Annotated in this window: 13 protein-coding genes; all 13 read right to left on the reverse strand. The window is 73.2% G+C overall.

What is annotated here, in order from left to right:
- Positions 1-60 precede the first annotated feature (60 nt).
- On the reverse strand, positions 61-2157 hold the full coding sequence (gene ligA, locus BLR95_RS01310; protein WP_092614196.1) for an NAD-dependent DNA ligase LigA: 2097 nt from the start codon (positions 2155-2157) through the stop codon (positions 61-63).
- Complete coding sequence (recN, locus tag BLR95_RS15960) at positions 2154-3839, reverse strand: DNA repair protein RecN (RefSeq protein ID WP_092614198.1); 1686 nt, start codon at positions 3837-3839, stop codon at positions 2154-2156. Before recN ends, ligA begins: the two co-directional genes overlap by 4 nt.
- 10 nt (positions 3840-3849) lie before the next feature.
- Positions 3850-4683, reverse strand: coding sequence for an outer membrane protein assembly factor BamD (locus tag BLR95_RS01320; RefSeq protein WP_092615203.1), 834 nt, complete (start codon positions 4681-4683; stop codon positions 3850-3852).
- Positions 4684-4760: 77 nt separating this feature from the next.
- Positions 4761-5885, reverse strand: a complete 1125-nt coding sequence (gene lpxC, locus BLR95_RS01325; RefSeq protein ID WP_245689164.1) for a UDP-3-O-acyl-N-acetylglucosamine deacetylase — start codon at positions 5883-5885, stop codon at positions 4761-4763.
- A gap of 541 nt (positions 5886-6426) precedes the next feature.
- A complete protein-coding gene (gene ftsZ / locus BLR95_RS01330) occupies positions 6427-8232 on the reverse strand; it encodes a cell division protein FtsZ (protein ID WP_092615208.1) in 1806 nt (601 codons plus the stop codon).
- Between the two features lie 260 nt (positions 8233-8492).
- The gene (gene ftsA / locus BLR95_RS01335; RefSeq protein ID WP_342719507.1) at positions 8493-9749 is read right to left on the reverse strand and encodes a cell division protein FtsA; all 1257 of its coding nucleotides are present in this window, start codon (positions 9747-9749) and stop codon (positions 8493-8495) included.
- Between the two features lie 25 nt (positions 9750-9774).
- Complete coding sequence (locus BLR95_RS01340; protein WP_092614202.1) at positions 9775-10764, reverse strand: cell division protein FtsQ/DivIB; 990 nt, start codon at positions 10762-10764, stop codon at positions 9775-9777.
- Positions 10752-11687 carry a D-alanine--D-alanine ligase gene (locus BLR95_RS01345; protein WP_092614204.1) on the reverse strand — a complete coding sequence of 312 codons (936 nt, stop codon included), beginning with the start codon at positions 11685-11687 and terminating at the stop codon, positions 10752-10754. Before BLR95_RS01345 ends, BLR95_RS01340 begins: the two co-directional genes overlap by 13 nt.
- Positions 11684-12625 (reverse strand): UDP-N-acetylmuramate dehydrogenase, encoded by a 942-nt coding sequence (gene murB / locus BLR95_RS01350; protein WP_092614206.1) that lies wholly within the window; start codon positions 12623-12625, stop codon positions 11684-11686. Before murB ends, BLR95_RS01345 begins: the two co-directional genes overlap by 4 nt.
- Positions 12622-14058 (reverse strand): UDP-N-acetylmuramate--L-alanine ligase, encoded by a 1437-nt coding sequence (murC, locus tag BLR95_RS01355; protein ID WP_092614208.1) that lies wholly within the window; start codon positions 14056-14058, stop codon positions 12622-12624. Before murC ends, murB begins: the two co-directional genes overlap by 4 nt.
- Positions 14055-15185: an undecaprenyldiphospho-muramoylpentapeptide beta-N-acetylglucosaminyltransferase gene (gene murG / locus BLR95_RS01360; RefSeq protein ID WP_092614210.1), complete on the reverse strand. Its 1131-nt coding sequence runs from the start codon at positions 15183-15185 to the stop codon at positions 14055-14057. Before murG ends, murC begins: the two co-directional genes overlap by 4 nt.
- A complete protein-coding gene (locus tag BLR95_RS01365; RefSeq protein WP_092614212.1) occupies positions 15182-16372 on the reverse strand; it encodes an FtsW/RodA/SpoVE family cell cycle protein in 1191 nt (396 codons plus the stop codon). Before BLR95_RS01365 ends, murG begins: the two co-directional genes overlap by 4 nt.
- Positions 16369-17805: a UDP-N-acetylmuramoyl-L-alanine--D-glutamate ligase gene (gene murD / locus BLR95_RS01370; RefSeq protein WP_092614214.1), complete on the reverse strand. Its 1437-nt coding sequence runs from the start codon at positions 17803-17805 to the stop codon at positions 16369-16371. The genes BLR95_RS01365 and murD overlap by 4 nt, the downstream gene beginning before the upstream one ends.
- Between the last annotated feature and the right edge of the window lie 6 nt (positions 17806-17811).

Genomic DNA, 17811 nt, shown 5'->3' on the forward strand with positions numbered 1-17811 from the left:
AGCGGCGGAGTCGAGTCAATCACCCGTCTCGCCGACCGTGACCGTCTTCACGAAAGGTTTTCATGCCTCGCCCAGCCGGGCCAGGAAGGCGGCCTCGTCGATCACCTCGATGCCCAGATCCTCGGCCTTTTTGCGCTTGCTGCCGGCACCCGGGCCGGCGACCACCAGATCGGTCTTTTTGGAAATCCCGGTGGCGGTGCGCGCCCCCAGGGCCTCGGCGCGGCTTTTCGCCTCGTCGCGCGACATCGTCTCGAGGCTGCCGGTGAAGACCACGGTCAGCCCGGCCAGCGGGGAGTCGGCGGCCTCTGGCGCCTGCCACGGCTCGATGGTCAGCAGGTCCGCAAGATCGTCGAGCAGGGCGCGGTTGTTGGGTTCGTGGAAAAAGCCGACCAGCTCGTCGGCCACCGCCGGGCCGATGTCCTCGATGTCGAGCAACTCAGCGCGGGTCCGCGCGCCGGTGTCGGTGTCCGGCTCGGCGGCCTGGGTCAGGGCGGCGCGCAAGGCGGTGAGGCTGCCGTAGCTCTCGGCCAGCCGGCGCGCCGTGGCCCGCCCCACCTGGGGGATGCCCAGGGCGTGGATGAAGCGCTCCAGGGAAATGGTGCGCCGGGCCGCGATGGCGTTCAGCAGGTTGGTGATGGAGGTTTCCTTCCAGCCCTCGCGCCCGGCCAGCCGGTCGGCGTCGAGGCGGAAGATGTCGGCCGGCGAGGCCAGCAGGCCGTCGCTCCAGAAGCTTTCGATGTGCTTGGCCCCCAGCCCCTCGATGTCGAAGGCCTGGCGGCCCACGAAGTGCTTCAGGCGCTCCACCGCCTGGGCCGGGCAGACCAGCCCGCCGGTGCAGCGCCGCGCCGCCTGGCCGCTTTCGCGCACCGTCTCGCTGCCGCAGCGCGGACAGTGGTCGGGCATGCGGAAGGGCTGGGCATCGGCCGGCCGGGCCTCGGGCACCACGGCCAGCACCTGGGGGATGACGTCGCCGGCCCGCTGGATGGTCACCGTGTCGCCCACCCGGATGTCCTTGTCGGCGATGTAGTCTTCGTTGTGCAGGGTGGCCCGGCCGACCACCACCCCGCCGACGGTGACCGGTGCCAGCTCGGCGACCGGGGTCAGCACCCCGGTGCGCCCGACCTGCACGGTGATGTCCCTCAGCACGGTGCGCGCCTGCTCGGCCGGGAACTTGTGGGCGATGGCCCAGCGCGGGGCGCGCGACACCTCGCCCAGGCGCTTCTGCCAGTCCACCCGGTCCACCTTGTAGACGATGCCGTCGATGTCGTAGGGCAGGCTGGCCCGCTGGTCGGCCAGCTCGGCGTGGAAGGCGAGCAGGGCCTCCACCCCCTGGCAGCGGCGGGCCAGCGGGTTGGTCGGCAGGCCGTAGGCGGCCAGGGTTTCCAGGTACTGGTGATGGCTTTCGAAGGCGAGGCCGACCACCTCGCCCCAGGCGTAGAAGAAGGCGCTCAAGGGGCGGGCGCGGGTGATTTCCGGGTCCTTCTGGCGCAGCGAGCCGGCGGCGGCGTTGCGCGGGTTGGCGAAGCTGCGCCCGCCCTCGGCCTGTTGGCGCTGGTTGAGGGCCAGGAAGGCGTCGCGGGTCATGTAGACCTCGCCGCGCACCTCCAGCACCTCGGGCGGGGTGTCGGTGCACAGGCGCTCGGGCAGGCCCTCGAGGGTGGCCAGATTGGCCGTCACGTCCTCGCCGGTGCGGCCGTCGCCCCGGGTGGCGGCCTGGACCATGCGCCCCCGCTCGTAGCGCACGGCGACCGAGAGGCCGTCGATCTTGGGCTCGGCCAGGATGTCCACCGGGGTGTCGGGGTCGAGCTTCAGGAAGCGGCGGATGCGGGCCAGGAACTCGGCCACGTCGGCGCCGTCGAAGGCGTTGTCGAGCGACAGCATGGGCACCCGGTGGCGCACCTCGGCAAAGCCGGCGGCGGGCGGGGCGCCGACCTTGTGGCGCGGGCTGTCGGCGCGGATCAGCTCGGGGAAGCGGGCCTCGAGGGCGGCGTTGCGGGCCTTCAGGCGGTCGTACTCGGCGTCGCTGACGGTTGGCGCGTCGTGCTGGTGATAGGCCGCGTCGTGGGCCGCGATCTCGGCCGCCAGCCGGGCCAGTTCGGCCGCCGCCTGATCGGGCGTCAGGTCCTCCGGGGGCGGGTCGGTGGGGGCGGCGCTCACCGGGTCGGCTCCAGCAGGCGCCGGGCGGCGGCGCGGGCTTCCTCGGTGACCGTGTCGGCGGCCAGCATGCGGGCCACTTCCTCGGCCCGTGCGGCGGCGTCGAGCGGCTCGACCACGGTGGTCAACTCGGCCTTGCCCTTGGCCGCCGGGCGCTTGGCGACCCGCCAGTGATGGGCCCCCTTGGCCGCCACCTGCGGCGAGTGGGTGACCACCAGCACCTGCAGGGTCTCGCCGAGGCGGGCCAGCCGCTCGCCGACCGCCGCCGCGGTGGCCCCGCCGATGCCGCTGTCGACCTCGTCGAAGATCAGGGTGGGGGCGGTGCCGTCGGCGGCCAGCACCACCTTCAGGGCCAGCATCAGGCGGGCCAGTTCGCCGCCCGAGGCCACCTTGTTGAGCGGCCCCGGGTCGCGCCCCGGGTTGGTGGCCACCTCGAAGGCGATGCCGTCCACCCCCTCGGCGCTCCATTCGGCCTCGGGCAGCTCGGTCAGGGCGGTGCGGAAGCGGGCCTTGTCCAGCTTCAGGGGCGGCAGCTCGGTGGCGATGCGGCGATCCAGGTTGGCCGCCGCCTGGGTGCGCGCCTTGGACAGGGCGCGCGCCGCCGCCACGTAGTCCTGACGGGCCGCCTGTTCGGCCTTGGCGAGGCGGGCGAGGTCGGCCCCGCCGTCCTCCAGGGCGTCGAGCCGGCGGCGGATGTCGGCCAGCCGGTCGGCCAGATCGTCCACCTCGACATGGTGCTTGCGGGCCAGGGCGCGCAGGGCGAACAGGCGTTCCTCGACGCTTTCCAGATGGGATGGGTCGAGGTCGATGTCGGCGGCGGCGGCCTCCAGGGCGGCCAGGGCCTCGGCCAGCTCGACGCTGGCCCGCTCCAGGCCGCCGATCACCCCGTCGAGGCGCCCGGCGGCCTGGGGGGCGACCCGTTCCAGGTGGCGGGTGGCGGTGGCCAGCGCGGTCTCCGGGCCGTCGTCGCTGCCCTTGAGGGCGGCCAGGGCGGCGTTCATGCCCTCCAGCAGGCGTTCGCCGTGCATCATCCGGGTGCGTGCCTCGGCCAGGGTGCCTTCCTCGCCGGGGGCGGGGGCGAGGGCTTCCAGCTCGGCCAGATGGTGGCGCAGGGTGTCCTCCTCGGCGCGCGCCGCCTTGAGCTCGGCCTCGGCGGCGGCGCGCGCCTTGGCGGCGGTGCGCCAGCCGGCGTGGGCGGCCCGGGTGGCGGCCAGCGGCTGGGCCAGCCCGGCGAAGGAATCGAGCAGCGGGCGGTGGGTCCTGGGGTCGAGCAGGCCGTGGCTTTCGAACTGGCCGTGGATCTCGACCAGACAATCGCCCAGTTGGCGCAGCAGGCCGACGCTGGCCGGCTGGTCGTTGACCGTGGCCTTGGAGCGTCCCTCGGCCGACAGGGTGCGGCGCAGGATCAGGGCGCCGTCCTCCTCCGGCTCGATGTCGTGCTCGGCCAGCAGGGCGAGGGCGGCGTGGCCGGGCGGCGGCTCGAAGCGGGCGGCGACGGTGAGGCGCTCGGCCCCCGGGCGGACCAGCGAGCTGTCGGCCCGCGCCCCCAGGGCCAGCGACAGGGAATCAAGCAGGATCGACTTGCCGGCCCCGGTCTCGCCGGTGAACACGGCGAGGCCGGCCGGCACCTCGAGGTCGAGCCGGTCGATCAGCACCACGTCGCGGATGGACAGCGACACCAGCATGGGCGTCGGCTCAGTCGTCGTCGAACAGGCTGGACAGGCCGAGGTCCCAGGACATCCAGCTTTCGTCGTCGGGCGGGGCCAGCTTGCCCTCGCCGACCAGCCGGTAGGCGTCCTGGTACCACGGATCGCCCGGGAAGTTGTGGCCCAGCACGGCCGCCGCGCGCAGCGCCTCCTGCTCCAGGCCAAGGGCGGTGTAGGCCTCGCTCAGCCGGTACAGGGCTTCCGGGACGTGGGTGGTGGTCTCGTAGTCGCGGATCACCGTGATGAAACGGTTGATGGCGGCCAGATACTGGTCCTGACGCAGGTACCAGCGGCCGATCGACATCTGCTTGCCGGCCAGATGGTCGTTGGCCAGATCGATCTTCAGGCGGGCGTCGCGGGCGTACTTGGAATCGGGGAAGCGGCCGACCACCTCGTTCAGGCTGCTCAGGGCCAGACTGGTCATCTTCTGGTCGCGGCCGACGTCGGAAATCTGCTCGTAGAAGCACAGCGCCTTCAGGTAGTAGGCATAGGCGATGTCGGGGTTGCCCGGATGCAACTGGATGAAGCGGTCGAGCGAGACCACGGCATCGTCATAGGCCCGATCCTGATAGGCCGAGAAGCCGGCCATCAACTGCGCCTTGGTGGCCCAGGTGGAGTAGGGGTGCTGGCGTTCCACCTCCTCGAAGGCGGTGACGGCGGCGCCGTATTCCTCGGCCCGCAGCAGGTCCATGGCCTGGTTGTAGAGGTCCTCGACCGGGCGCTCCACGTACTCCTCCTCGCCGTCGCCCGAGCAGGCGGCGAGCAGTGGCAGGGCGAGGAGGATGGCGGCCAGGGGCCGGCGGAGGGAGGCGAGCGAGATCATCATGGCCGCCACTATCCCGCACCCGTGGCCCGGAGACAAGGTGCCCCGTGCCGTGAAATGCGGCGCCGCGGAGGGGGTCAGGCGACGGCGCGGCCGGTGCCCTCGGCCGGCCGGGAGTCGGCCTGGGCGGCGCGGGCCCGGGTCAGCGGCACGCGGCGCCACGCATCGGGGCTGGCCAAAAGCGTGGCGACGAGACGGGTGTTCAGCGCGTGGCTGGCCCGGGTGCCGGTGTAGTGGCCGATCAGCGGCGCCCCGGCCAGCGACAGATCGCCGATGGCGTCGAGCATCTTGTGGCGCACGAACTCGTCGGCGAAGCGCAGGCCGCCGTCGTTGAGCACGCGCGCCCCGTCCACCACCACGGCGTTGTCCAGCGAGCCCCCCAGGCCCAGCCCGGCGGCCCGCATGCGCGGGATATCCTCGGCCAGACCAAAGGTGCGCGCCGCCGCCAACTGGTGGCGGAAGGCGGCGTCGTCGCCGTGGTCGAGGGCCAGCGAGAACTGTTGGCGGCCGATCGCCGCGCTGTCGAAGTCGATGGCGAAGTCGAGCCAAAGGCCGCTCTCAGCCGGGGCCAGGGTGGCCGAGGCCGGGCCGTCGGCGACCCCCACCGGGCGCAGCACCTCGATGGCCTGACGCGGGGCCTCCTGCTCGATGGTGCCGGCGCAGTCGATCAGGAACAGGAAGGGGCGGGCGCTGCCGTCCAGGGCCGGGACCTCGGGGCCGTTCAGGCGGACCTCGGCGTTGTCGATGCCGGCCGCGGCCAGCGCCGCCATCAGGTGCTCGATGGTGGCCACCGAGACGCCGCTGTCCGGGTTGGCGAGCACCGTGCACAGGCGGCTGTCGGCGACCTGCCCGGCCAGCGCCGGGAGCACGGTGCGAGCGCCGGCGATGTCGGTGCGCACGAAGGTGATGCCGCTGTCGACCGGGGCCGGGGCCAGGGTCAGGGTGACCTTGCGGCCGCTGTGCAGGCCGACGCCGGTGCAATGGATGGGGCGGGCCAGGGTCTTCTGGCGCAAGACCTCGGAGAGCATGTCGCTGACCCGGCGGCGGGCCCGGCGGGCCAGGGATTCCGCCTCGGCGCCCTCGGCCTCGGGCCGCCCGTCGAGCGGCGTGTCGGTCAGCGCCTGGGTCAGCGCCTCGCGGGTCATCTGGTCCTCGCGGGTCATCTGATCCTTGGCGAAGGGGTCCCGGGTCAGGGCATTCATTGGCAACAGGCTCCGCGGGGGGTCGGAAACGGACAGGCGCCGCGACGACGAGGGCGCTGGACATGACGGCCGTGGAGGCCAGCCTGGGAAGGCCGTGGGTGCCATCGCGTCGCGGCTTCTTGACGATGTCTTTGTAGCAAGGGCCGGGGGAAGGGCCAAATCAATGTTTGTTTCAGAATGTTTCGCCGCGTCCGGGGCCGCCCAGGGGAGGGCGACTCGCTGGCTGACGGCCGATTCTCCCGCCCCGGCTGGGGTCGGGGGCAGGGCGCTGGCGGGCTTTCGGCGGGGATATTGACGCTGCCGTTACAAGCCGCCGGCTCAAGTGTGGTCGGTCTCGATACAGAGGGCCGCATGGTCGGCCATTGTATCGTGGAAATGAAAGTTGGATTTCAGTCTTGAGGGCGGGGTTGATACTGGCTGGAGACTTCCCGCCGGCTCGGGCAGGGGGGTGTCCGCCGCCCCCGTATTGCGGCGGACACCCCGTCCCGATGGCTGGGATCAGGCCGGGCCCCGAAGGGGGGGCCCGTTCAGTGGGCCCGTATCAGTTGGCCTGACGACGCAGGAAGGCAGGGATTTCCAGCTCCTCCTCGGGATGGGCGTCGATCGGGCGATCCTCGGTGCGCCCCGTCAGGCCACCCAGGCGCGGTTCGTGGTGCGGGTGGGCCTCGCCGTGCGGGGCGTCCTCGGGACCCCGCCGGGCCAGCCCGGTGACCCGGCTGAACAGCGAGCCGCGGCGCGGCTTGGCGCCCTCGCCCCGGGGCACCTCCTCATAGGTGTCCTCCTCGGCCCCGAAGGTGACCACGTTACGGCCCTCCTGACGGTTTTCCCGTCCGGCCTCGCGGGCGGCGGGCCGGCGCGGCGACTCCCGCTCCAGGTCGGCCGGCAGGTCGTGGCCGGGATCGACCGGCGGTTCGGGAATGAACACGTCGGCCTTCCGGGAGGCCTCCTCGTGCCGGGCGGCCGGACGGCGCGGCTCGCCGCGTTCGGCCTTGGTGCCGATCCGGGGCTTGGTCACCGCCGGGCCGTAGACCTGATCCAGCCAGTCGGCCTGACTGGGCGACAGGCGCCGCTCGGCGGCACTCTGCTGGGGCCGGGAGCGCGGTTCGGCGTGGGCCTCGCCTTGCGCCGGTTGGGGCGTCGGGGCGCTGTCCTCGGCCATTTCGGCCTGGCTGTCAGCCTCGGCCGCCGTCTCGACCACCTGCCGGGCCACCGTCTGGGCGAGCGGCTCGGGGGTCGGCGGGGCGACCGGCTGGGCCACCGCCTGGGCGGTGGTGCGCATCTGCGGACGCGGCTGGGCGGCCGGCTGGGCGCCGCCGCGCCCGCCCACGGCGTGGATCAGGTCGCTGCTGTGCGGGCGGTGGAGCTGGCCCATCTCGCTTTCCAGGCCGGTGGCCACCACCGAGACGCGGATCTTGCCCTCGAGCTCCGGATCGAAGCACGAGCCGAAGATGATGTGGGCCTCGACCTCCACTTCCTCGCGGATGCGGTTGGCCGCCTCGTCGACCTCGTAGAGGGTGATGTCCGGGCCGCCGGTGATGTTGATGAGAACCCCGCGCGCCCCCTTCATGCAGGTGTCTTCCAGCAGCGGGTTGGCGATGGCGGCCTCGGCGGCGTCCAGGGCGCGGCGTTCGCCCTCGGCCTCGCCGGTGCCCATCATGGCGCGGCCCATCTCCTGCATCACCGTGCGCACGTCGGCGAAGTCGAGGTTGACCAGCCCGGGCATGACCATCAGGTCGGTGATCGAGCGCACGCCGGAATAGAGCACGTCGTCGGCCATCTTGAAGGCATCGGCGAAGGTGGTCTTCTCGTTGGCGACGCGGAACAGGTTCTGGTTGGGGATGATGATCAGGGTGTCGACCACCTGGGCCAACTCCTCGATCCCCTGCTCGGCCAGCCGCAGGCGGTGGGCGCCCTCGAACTGGAACGGCTTGGTGACCACGCCGACGGTCAGCACCCCGGCCTCGCGGGCGGTGCGGGCGATCACCGGGGCGGCCCCGGTGCCGGTGCCACCGCCCATGCCGGCGGTGACGAAGACCATGTTGGCGCCGTCCAGCTCGGCCAGGATCTGGTCGATGGCTTCCTCGGCGGCATGACGGCCGACATCGGGGCGCGCCCCGGCGCCCAGGCCGTGGGTGGTCTCGATGCCCAGTTGCAGGCGCCGTTCGGCCCGGTTGTGGGCCAGCGCCTGGGCATCGGTGTTGGCGACCACGAAGTCGACGCCTTCAAGCTGGGCGGCGATCATGTTGTTGACCGCGTTGCCGCCGGCCCCGCCGACACCGATGACGGTGATGCGGGGCTTCATGTGGAACTCCTCTGGGGAGCCCGGAACGGTGAGGTTGATGCTCATGGGATCCGCCTCCTGTCTGTCTGCCTGATCCTGGGTGGGTTTCTTGGTACGGGGTGCGGCCTCGGGGTCGGCGGTCCGGGGGCCGGCCGCGGGGGCCTTGGGACCGGTGAAGGGGGTGGGCTGTCGGTCGGCCAGATCCTTGGCCGGGGCTTGCGCCGGGTCGGGGTCGAGATCCCACAACTCGGCCGGGTCGTCGCTGGTCGCCCTGCCCTCGGTCGATGACGCGGGCGGGCGGGGGAACAGATCGTCCTGGTCGCGCATCAGAAGTTCTCCTTCAGCCAGCGGCCGAGGCGGCCCAGACGGCCGCCGCTGCCGTCGGCCCGGCGGGCCGGTTCGGGGTGGGCGGGGGCTTCGACGTGGACTTTCTGTCCGTAGCGCAGAAGGCCGGCGGCGGTGGCGAAGGCCGGGCCGCCGACGCTGTCGGGCAGGCCAAGCAGGCGCTGCGGCTGGGCCAGCCGGACCTGCTTGTCGAGCACCATCTCGGCCAGCTCGCGGATGCCGGACAGTTGGCTGCCGCCACCGGTCAGCACCACCCGGCGGCCGGCGACGTGGCTCAGGCCGGCGTGTTCCAGGTGGTGGCGGACCAACTCCAGGGTTTCCTCCAGGCGCGGCCGGATGATGTTGATCAGCATCGAGCGCGGCACCTCGTTGGCCGAGCTTTCCTCGTCCTCGCCGACCAGCGGCACCTTCAGGAACTCGCGCTGGTCGCTGGGCGAGGGCAGGCAGTTGCCGTAGACGGTCTTCAGGCGTTCGGCGTTGGCCAGCGGGGTGGACAGCCCCTTGGCGATGTCGTTGGTGACGTGGTTGCCGCCCACCGGCAGGCTGTCGACGAAGACCATCTGGTTGTCGAGGAAGACGGCGAAGCTGGTCGTGCCACCGCCGATGTCGATCAGGATGGCGCCCATCTCGCGCTCGTCCTCGACCAGACAGGAAAGCCCGCTGGCGTAGGGGGCGACGACCCGGCCCTCGATGGCCAGATGGGCCCGCTCCACGGCCAGGGCGAGGTTGCGCACCGGCCCGGCGGCGGCGGTGACCAGATGGATGTGCACCCCCAGCCGCTGGCCGAACATGCCGCGCGGATCGACGATGCCGTCGCCGCCGTCGATGGTGTAGGTGGTCGGGATGCAGTGGATCAGGTCGCGTTCCGGCCCGTCGCTCAAGGCCCGCGCGTGGTCGAGCACCCGGGCCACGTCGCTGTCGCGGATCTCGTGGCCGTCCAGGGCCAGATCGATCTCGGCCCGGGTCGAGTGCGGCTGCCCCGAGTTGACGCTGAGCAGCACGCTGTCGATGCGCTGCCCGGCCATCTGCTCGGCCCCTTCGACGGCGGCGCGGATGGCGGCTTCCACGCGGTCCATGTTGACCACCTGCCCGTTGCGCATGCCCTGGGCCCGCTGATGGCCCACCCCGAGCACCTCCAGGCGGCCGTCATCGCCGGCATGGGCGATGAAGCAGGCCACCTTGCTGGTGCCCACGTCCAGGGCGGCAATCAGGCCGGTGCGCATCTTGGTCCTCGACACGGGGGGTGGGTCTCCGTCAGGGGGGTCAGGCGCTTTCCTCGCCGCCGGCGATGGGCGGCGCGGGCAGCGCGGTGGGCAGGCCGCCGGGGGCGCCGGGGGCCTCGGGCGGGGCGGGGGGCAGGCGGCGCTCGTCCAGGTCGACGACGAGGCGGTCGCCCAGTCTCAGGTCGATCATGGCCAGGGCGCGGCCGAGCAGGCCGTGGCGGCGGTCGAGCTCGCCCAGGCGGCGCCAGGCGGCGTCGGGGCGGTGTTCGGGCAGTCGGATTTCCGGACCCTCGGCGATGTCGTCGAGGACCACGTTCCAGCGTCGGGCGCCGATCCGGGTGGCGGCCCGCACCCGCGCCGCCAGGGCCGGCTCCAGGTTGAGCATTTCCAGGAACTCGGCGGCGTGGGTCGGGGCGTCCGGGCCGACCACCACCGGCAGGGTGGCGAAGCGGGCCGGATCGACGGCGAGCGGTGCGCCGTCGCCATCGATCACCGAGAACCGTCCGTCGTGCTGCCACAGGGCCAGCGGCCGGCGTTCCTCCAGGGTGATGCGCACGGTGCCCGGCAGGCGGCGCGCCAGGGCGGCCCGGCGGACCCAGGGCAGGGCCTCGATGCGGGCCCGGGCGGCGGCCAGATCGAGCGACAGGATGGGGTCGCCCGGGCCGTGGCCAAGGGCGGCCAGCAGGGCGTCGGGGGCGGTGCGGCGGCGGCCGATCACCTCGACCGAGGCGACGCTCAGGCCAAGCCTGTCCTGCAGGCGCTCCAGGGGCGGCGCCGGGGGAACCAGCGACACCGAGACCGGGCCGCGCGTCGCGCCGGTGCCCGGGGCGGCGAGGCTGTCCAGGGTGTGGCCGGAGAGAACCAGCCCACCGGCCACCCCGCCGAGCAGCAGGACCACGCCGCCAAGCCCGGCCAGGATCCACGGGCGGCGGCTTCTCGCCGCCGGCTGCGGACGGCGGGCCTTGGCCGGGCTGGGGCGGCGGGTCTTGGCCGGGCCGGGCCGGCGCCGGGTGGGGATCAGCCGTCGCATTGCGCTGCCTCCACCATGCGTTGGACCAGCCCGGCGAAATCGATGCCGACCAGGGCCGCCTGTTCGGGCACCAGCGAGGTCGGGGTCAGTCCAGGCTGGGTGTTGATCTCCAGGACGAACAGGGTCTGCCCGTCCCAGCGCAGGTCGGTCCGGGTGACCCCCCGGCAGCCCAGGGTCTGGTGGGCCAGCACGGACAGCCGGCGGGCTTCCTCGGCCACCGCCGCGGGCACCTCGGCGGGCAGCACGTGGCGCGAGCCGCCGGCGGCGTACTTGGCGTCGTAGTCGTAGAAGCCGCGCTGGGTGGTGATCTCGGTGACCGCCAGGGCCTGGTCCTCGGGCTGCCCGGGGCCGGCGCCGAGCACCGCCACGGTCAACTCGCGCCCCGGGATGAAGGCTTCCACCATGACCGCGCCAAAGCCCCAGGCGGCGGGGTCGACCGGCGGCGTGTTGTCGCCCGGTCGGACGATGGTCACCCCGACGCTGGAGCCCTCGTCGACCGGCTTCAGCACATAGGGGCGGGGCAGCGGGTCGCCGTGGGCCAGCTCGGCGGCGGGCACGATGCGGTGCTCGGCGACCGGGATGCCGGCCTCGGCGAAGAGGCGCTTGGCGGTCGGCTTGTCCATGGCCAGGGCCGAGGCGAGGCGGCCCGAGTGGGTGTAGGGCAGGCCCAGGATGTCGAGCAGGCCCTGGAGGGCGCCGTCCTCGCCATAGCGCCCGTGCAGGGCGTTGAACACCACCTCGGCCCGGCTTTCCTCGAAGTGGGCGAGCAGCCCCTTGAGGTCGCGCTGAAGGTCAAACGGGTGGACCTCGTGGCCCAGCTCGGCCAGGGCCCGGGCGGCGGCGGCGCCGCTGACCAGCGACACCTCGCGCTCGGCCGAGAAGCCGCCCATGAGGACCGAGATGCGGCGCGGCGTGACGGTCATGCCGCGCCTCCCTCGGGCTGGCCGATGCGTCGGATTTCCCACGACAGGTCGACCCCGCAGGCGGCCCGCACGCGGCGGCGCACCTCCTCGCCCAGGCCTTCCAGGTCGGCGGCGCTGGCGGTGCCGGTGTTGAGCAGGAAGTTGCAGTGTTTCTCGCTGACCATGGCGCCGCCGCGCGTCAGGCCCCGGCAGCCGGCCCGGTCGATCAACTCCCAGGCCTTGGCTCCCGGCGGGTTGCGGAAGGTGGAGCCGCCGGTGCGCCCGCCGGTGGGCTGGCTGTCGCGGCGCGTCTGCTTGATCTCGGCCATGCGGGCGGCGATGGCCTTGGGGGCGTCGGGCCGGCCGACGAGACGGCAACGGGTGACGATCCAGCCCTCGGTCAGGGCCGAGGTGCGGTAGGCGAGGCCCAGCTCGTCGGCCCGCCAGCGGTAAGCCTGCCCGGCCGGGTCGAGTATCTCGGCCCAGTCCAGGATGTCCTTGATCTCGCCGCCATGGGCCCCGGCGTTCATGCGCACCGCGCCGCCCAGGCTGCCGGGAATGCCGGCCAGGAACTCGAAGCCGGCCAGCCCGGCGTCGGCGGCGGCCTCGGCGATGGCGCCGTCGAGCGCCGCGGCGCCGCAGATCAGGGCGTCGTCGCCGTCCGCCTCGATGCCGGCGAAGGCGCCGCCCAGGCGGATCACCACCCCGGGCACCCCGCCGTCGCGGACCAGCAGGTTCGAGGTGGCGCCGATCACCGTGCGCGGCACGTTGGTCAGTCCGGGGGCCGAACAGGCGGCCAGGAAGCTGACCAGATCATCGAGGTCGGCCGGGCGGAACAGCACCTCGGCCGGGCCGCCGACCTTGAACCAGGTCAGCGGGGCCAGCGGCGCGTCGGCCTTCAGGCGGCCGCGCACCTTGGGCAGGCGCTGGATCAGCGGGCGCGGGGCGGCGGCGATCATGGGCGGGCCTCCGGCGGCTGGTGGGTGGCCTGCCAGGCCGCCAGTTGCTCGGGCAGGGCGTTGGCCCAGGCGGTGATGGTGCCGGCGCCCAGGCAGACCACCAGATCACCCGGCGCGGTGCGCGCCCCGACCTCGGCGGCCAGCAACTCCGGCCCGGCCAGCGGCGCCGCCGAGCGGTGGCCGTGGCGGTGCAGGCCGTCGACCAGATGGTCGCGGTCGACGCCGGGCAAGGGGGCCTCGCCGGCGGCGTGGACATCGGCCACCAGCACATGGTCGGCGTCGTTGAAGCAGGTGCAGAAATCCTCGAACAGGCTTTCCAGGCGCGAGTAGCGGTGCGGCTGGACCACCGCCACCACGCGGCCCCGGCTGGCCTGCCGGGCCGCCTTCAGCACGGCGGCGATCTCCACCGGGTGGTGGCCGTAGTCGTCGATCACCGTCACCCCGCCGGCCTCGCCGGTCTTGGTGAAGCGCCGCTTGACCCCGGTAAAGCCCTTGAGGGCGGCGATGATGGTGGCGTCCGCGAGGCCCATCTCCAGGCCGGCGGCGATGGCGGCCAGGGCGTTCTGCACGTTGTGCTCGCCGTACATGGGCAGGGTCAGCGGCCCGAAGGCGCGCCGGGTGCCCTGCTGGCGGTCGGAGACCTCGACCAGGAAGCTGGCGCCCTCGGGCCCGAAGGTGACCTCGCGGGCCCGCACGTCGGCCTGGGGCGAAAAGCCGTAGGTGATCAGCCGGCGGTCGAGCACGTCCGGCACCAGGGCCTGGACCTCGCCGTGGTCGATGCACAGGCAGGCGAAGCCGTAGAAGGGGATGTTCTGGACGAAGGTGCGGAAGGCTTCGCGCAGGGCGTCGAAGCTGCCGTAGTGGTCCATGTGCTCGGGGTCGATGTTGGTCACCACGGCGATGGTCGCCGGCAGCTTGGTGAAGGTGCCGTCGCTCTCGTCGGCCTCGACCACCATCCACTCGCCCTCGCCGAGGCGGGCGTTGGTGCCATAGGCGTTGATGATGCCGCCGTTGATCACCGTGGGGTCCATGCCGGCCTGATCGAGCAGGGCGGCGAACAGGCTGGTGGTGGTGGTCTTGCCGTGGGTGCCGCCGATGGCGATGGCCCACTTCAGGCGCATCAGCTCGGCCAGCATCTCGGCCCGGCGGACCACCGGGACCAGCCGCGCCCGGGCCGCCTGGACCTCCGGGTTGTCGGGCTTCACCGCCGAGCTGACCACCACCACCTGGGCGCTGCCCAGGTTCTCGGCGGCGTGGCCGATGGCGACCGGGATGCCCAGGCCGCGCAGCCGCTTGACGTTGGCGTTGTCGCTCAGGTCGCTGCCCTGGACCTGATAGCCCAGGTTGACCAGCACCTCGGCGATGCCGCTCATGCCGATGCCGCCGATGCCGACGAAATGCATCGGCCCGATGTCGAGAGGCAGGGCCCTCATGCGGCGTCCCTCCCCTGGCGGGTCAGCGGGGCTTCGGCCAGTCCGGCCTCGGCCAGCACCAGGTCGGCCAGCCGGGCGGCGGCGTCGGGGATGTCGGCCCGGCGGGCCGCCTCGGCGGCGCGGACCAGGGTCGGCGGGCTGCCCAGCAGGTCGCCCAGGCGTTGGCCCAGGGTTTCGGGCGTGAAGGTGTCCTCGGGCATCAGCCAGCCGCCGCCGGTGTGGTCGAGAACATGGGCGTTGAAGGTCTGGTGGTCGTCGATGGCATGGGGGTAGGGGACCAGGATGGCCGGCCGCCCGGCGGCGGAGACCTCGGCCACGGTCGAGGCGCCGGCCCGGGCGATCACCAGATGGGCCGCGGTCAGGCGCTCCGGCACGTCGTTGAAGAAGTCGGACAGGTCGGCCGCGATGCCACTGTCCGCGTAGGCGGCGCGGGTCGCCTCGAGGTCCTCGGGGCGGCACTGCTGGGTGACGCGCAGGCGCGCCTTCAAGGCCTCGGGCAGGGCGGCCAGGGCGGCCGGGATGACCCGGCTCAACACCCGCGCCCCCTGGCTGCCGCCAAGCACCAGCAGATGCAGCGGGCCGTCGGCGGTGGGTTCGGGATAGGCGGCGTCGCGGATGGCGGCGATGCCCGGGCGCACCGGCATGCCGGTGGGCACGGCGCGCACCCCCTCGGGCAGGCGGCGGGTTTCCTTGAAGCTGAGCGCGACCACGCCGACCCGCCCGGCGAGCAGCCGGTTGGCCCGCCCGAGCACCGCGTTCTGCTCGTGGATGATGGTCGGCAGGCGGCGCCGGGTGGCGGCGAACAGGGCGGGCAGCGAGGCATAGCCGCCGAAGCCGACGACGGCCGCCGGCTTCAGCTCGCCCAGCAGGCGGTGTGCCTGCACGCTGCCCCGGCCCAGGCGCACGGCACCCTTGAGGCGGCCCAGCAGCCCCTTGCCGGCAATCCCCGAGGCGGCCACCGGGTAGGTGGCGAGCCGGCCCAGGGTGCCGCCGTAGGCGGTGCCGCGCGGGTCGGTGATCAGGGCCAGCTCGACGCCGCGCCCGGCCAGTTCACTGGCCAGCGCCTCGGCCGGGAAGACATGGCCGCCGGTGCCGCCGGCGGCAAGCACGATCAGGGGGGCGGTCATCGGGGGCCTCCGGGGGGCAGGGGTGAGACGGGCCGGGCGGCGGGTGGGACGGTGGAACGGGCGGTCGGCAACTCGCTGGGCCGGCGGCGGGTCAGGGCCAGCACCATGCCCATGCCCAGCGCCAGCCCGAGCATCGACGAGCCGCCGTAGGAGACGAACGGCAGGGTCATCCCCTTGGTCGGCATCAGGTGCAGGCTGGAGGCCATGTTGATCAGCGCCTGCAGGCCGAACTGCACGCTCAGGCCGCCGACCGCCAGCAGGACGAACAGGTTGTCCGACAGCCACACCCGGACGATGGCGCGCAGCACCAGGAAGGCGAACAGGCCGACCATCAGCAGGCACAGGAACAGGCCGAACTCCTCGCCGGCGACGGCGAAGATGAAGTCGGTGTGGGCATCGGGCAGCGAGCCCTTGATGCGCCCCTCGCCCGGCCCGACGCCCCACAGGCCGCCGTCCTGGAAGGCCATCATGGAGCGGCTGATCTGATAGGAATCGCCGCTCGCCGGATCGAGGAAACGGTCGATCCGGCTGGCCACGTGGGGGAACACGAAATAGGCCCCGACCAGGGTCGCGATGCCGGCCACGATGAGCAGGAAGACCAACGCCAGCGGCAGCCCGGCAAGGAAGAACTGGGCGCACCACACGGCGGCCACCACCATGGTCATGCCGACATCGGGCTGGGCCAGCAGCAGCAGGGCGACCACGGCGAACACCCCGCCGGCCAGGGCGCGGCCGGGGAAGCCTTCCTCCAGCCGGCCACGGGCGAACAGCCAGGCGGCGGTGACGGCCAGACAGGGCTTGACGAACTCGCTGGCCTGCAACGAGAAGCCGCCGATCCTCAGCCAGCGGTTGGCGCCGTTGATCGGGCTGCCGATGATCAGGGTGGCGAGCAGCAGCACGATGCCGCCCAACAGGCCGAGCACGGCGAGCCGGCGCACCGCCACCGGGCCGAGCAGCGACACCGACAGCATCAGGGCCACGGCGGCCGGCAGGAAGACCATCTGGCGGCGTACGAAGTGGAAGGTGTCGGCGCCGATGCGCTCGGCCGCCGGCGGCCCGGCGGCCAGATTGAGCAGGATGCCGATGCCGATCAAAAGGGCCAGGGCGGCGAGCAGCCAGCGATCGACGGTCCACCACCAGTGGCCGAGCACGCTGGTATCGGTGCGGGCGAAGGAGAGCGCGGTCATGCCGAGGCCTCCCGCGCAAGTTTGTCCGCAAGATCGTTCTCAGGCTTGCCCGACAACCGGTGGACCAGGGCCTTGAAGGCGTCGCCCCGGGCGTTGAAGTCGGCGAACTGGTCCCAACTGGCGCAGGCCGGCGACAGCAGCACGGTGGGGTTGGCGACGCCCTCGGCGCGGGCCCGGGCGAAGGCTTCCGGCACGGCGCGGTCGAGGGTGCCGCAGCGGGTGAAGGGCACGGCGCCGGTGAGGGTGGCGGCGAAGGCGTCCTCGGCCTCGCCGATCAGGAAGGCGTGGCGCAGGCGCGGGTAGAAGGGCTCGAGGCCGGCCAGCCCGTCGCTCTTCGGTCGCCCGCCGACGATCCAGTAGACGTCCTCGAAGCAGGCCAGGGCGGTGGCCGTGGCGTCGGCGTTGGTCGCCTTGCTGTCGTTGATGAAGGTGATGCCGTCGAGGGTGGCCACCATCTCCTGGCGGTGGGCCAGCCCGGGGAAGCTCTGAAGGCCCTTGGCCAGGGTGGCGTGGTCCAGCCCCAGCAGCCGCCCGGCGGCCACCGCGGCGGCGGCGTTCTGCACGTTGTGGCGCCCCTTGAGGGCCGGGCAGCGGGCTAGCTCGACCACCTTGACCGGGGTTTCGCCGGTGGCGTCGATCAGCCAGCCGTCGCGCCGGCCGACTCCGCCCAGGGGCGGCGTGCCGTGTGACACCGGGATGACCCGTCGCCCGCTCTCCAGGGCCAGGGCGTCGTGGAGGCCGGCGGTGGTGGCGTCGTCGATGCCGATCACCGCCGCCGGCAGGGGCAGGTTGGGGTGGGCCGGGGCGAAGACGCGGCGCTTGGCGGTGACGTAGCCGTCCATGCCGCCGTGGCGCTCCAGATGGTCGGGGGCGATGTTGAGCAGCACCGCCACGCCGCAGGTCAGCGACGGCACCAGCTCCAGCATGTAGCTCGACAGTTCCAGCACGTGCACGCCGTCGGGCCCCGGGTCGGGCAATTCCAGGGCCGGGGTGCCCAGGTTGCCGCCCACCGCCGCCGGCCGCCCGGCGATGGCCAGCAGATGGCCGAGCAGGGCGGTGGTGGTCGACTTGCCGTTGGTTCCGGTGATGCCGACCACGGTGGCCCGGGGCCTCGCCTTCAGCATCAGGTCGACCTCGCAGATCACCGGCAGGCCGGCGTCGTGGGCCCGGGCGGCCAGCGGATGCGGGGCGGGGTGGGTGTGGGGAATGCCGGGGCTGAGGATCAGGGCGGCCACCTCCCCGAGGTCCTCGGGGGCGGAGTCGGCCACCGCCAGACCGGCGGCGCGGGCCCGCGCCCGGCTGCCCGGATCGTCGTCGAGCGCGCACACCCGGGCCCCGGCGGCGGTCAGCGCCGTCGCCGCGGCCCGTCCGGAGCGCCCCAGACCGAGCACCAGCACCTGCCGGTCCCTGAAATATGCCAACCCCTCGCCCATGGCGTT

Origin of the sequence: Roseospirillum parvum (assembly GCF_900100455.1) — a bacterium.
GTDB classification, from domain to species: domain Bacteria; phylum Pseudomonadota; class Alphaproteobacteria; order Rhodospirillales; family Rhodospirillaceae; genus Roseospirillum; species Roseospirillum parvum.

Bases quoted from the DNA above. Each gene is read 5' to 3' on its own strand.
- recN (WP_092614198.1), bottom strand. From the start codon at position 3,839: ATGCTGGTGTCGCTGTCCATCCGCGACGTGGTGCTGATCGACCGGCTC.
- BLR95_RS01320 (WP_092615203.1), bottom strand. From the start codon at position 4,683: ATGATCTCGCTCGCCTCCCTCCGCCGGCCCCTGGCCGCCATCCTCCTC.
- lpxC (WP_245689164.1), bottom strand. From the start codon at position 5,885: ATGAATGCCCTGACCCGGGACCCCTTCGCCAAGGATCAGATGACCCGC.
- ftsZ (WP_092615208.1), bottom strand. From the start codon at position 8,232: ATGAGCATCAACCTCACCGTTCCGGGCTCCCCAGAGGAGTTCCACATG.
- BLR95_RS01340 (WP_092614202.1), bottom strand. From the start codon at position 10,764: ATGCGACGGCTGATCCCCACCCGGCGCCGGCCCGGCCCGGCCAAGACC.
- BLR95_RS01345 (WP_092614204.1), bottom strand. From the start codon at position 11,687: ATGACCGTCACGCCGCGCCGCATCTCGGTCCTCATGGGCGGCTTCTCG.
- murB (WP_092614206.1), bottom strand. From the start codon at position 12,625: ATGATCGCCGCCGCCCCGCGCCCGCTGATCCAGCGCCTGCCCAAGGTG.
- murC (WP_092614208.1), bottom strand. From the start codon at position 14,058: ATGAGGGCCCTGCCTCTCGACATCGGGCCGATGCATTTCGTCGGCATC.
- murG (WP_092614210.1), bottom strand. From the start codon at position 15,185: ATGACCGCCCCCCTGATCGTGCTTGCCGCCGGCGGCACCGGCGGCCAT.
- BLR95_RS01365 (WP_092614212.1), bottom strand. From the start codon at position 16,372: ATGACCGCGCTCTCCTTCGCCCGCACCGATACCAGCGTGCTCGGCCAC.
- murD (WP_092614214.1), bottom strand. From the start codon at position 17,805: ATGGGCGAGGGGTTGGCATATTTCAGGGACCGGCAGGTGCTGGTGCTC.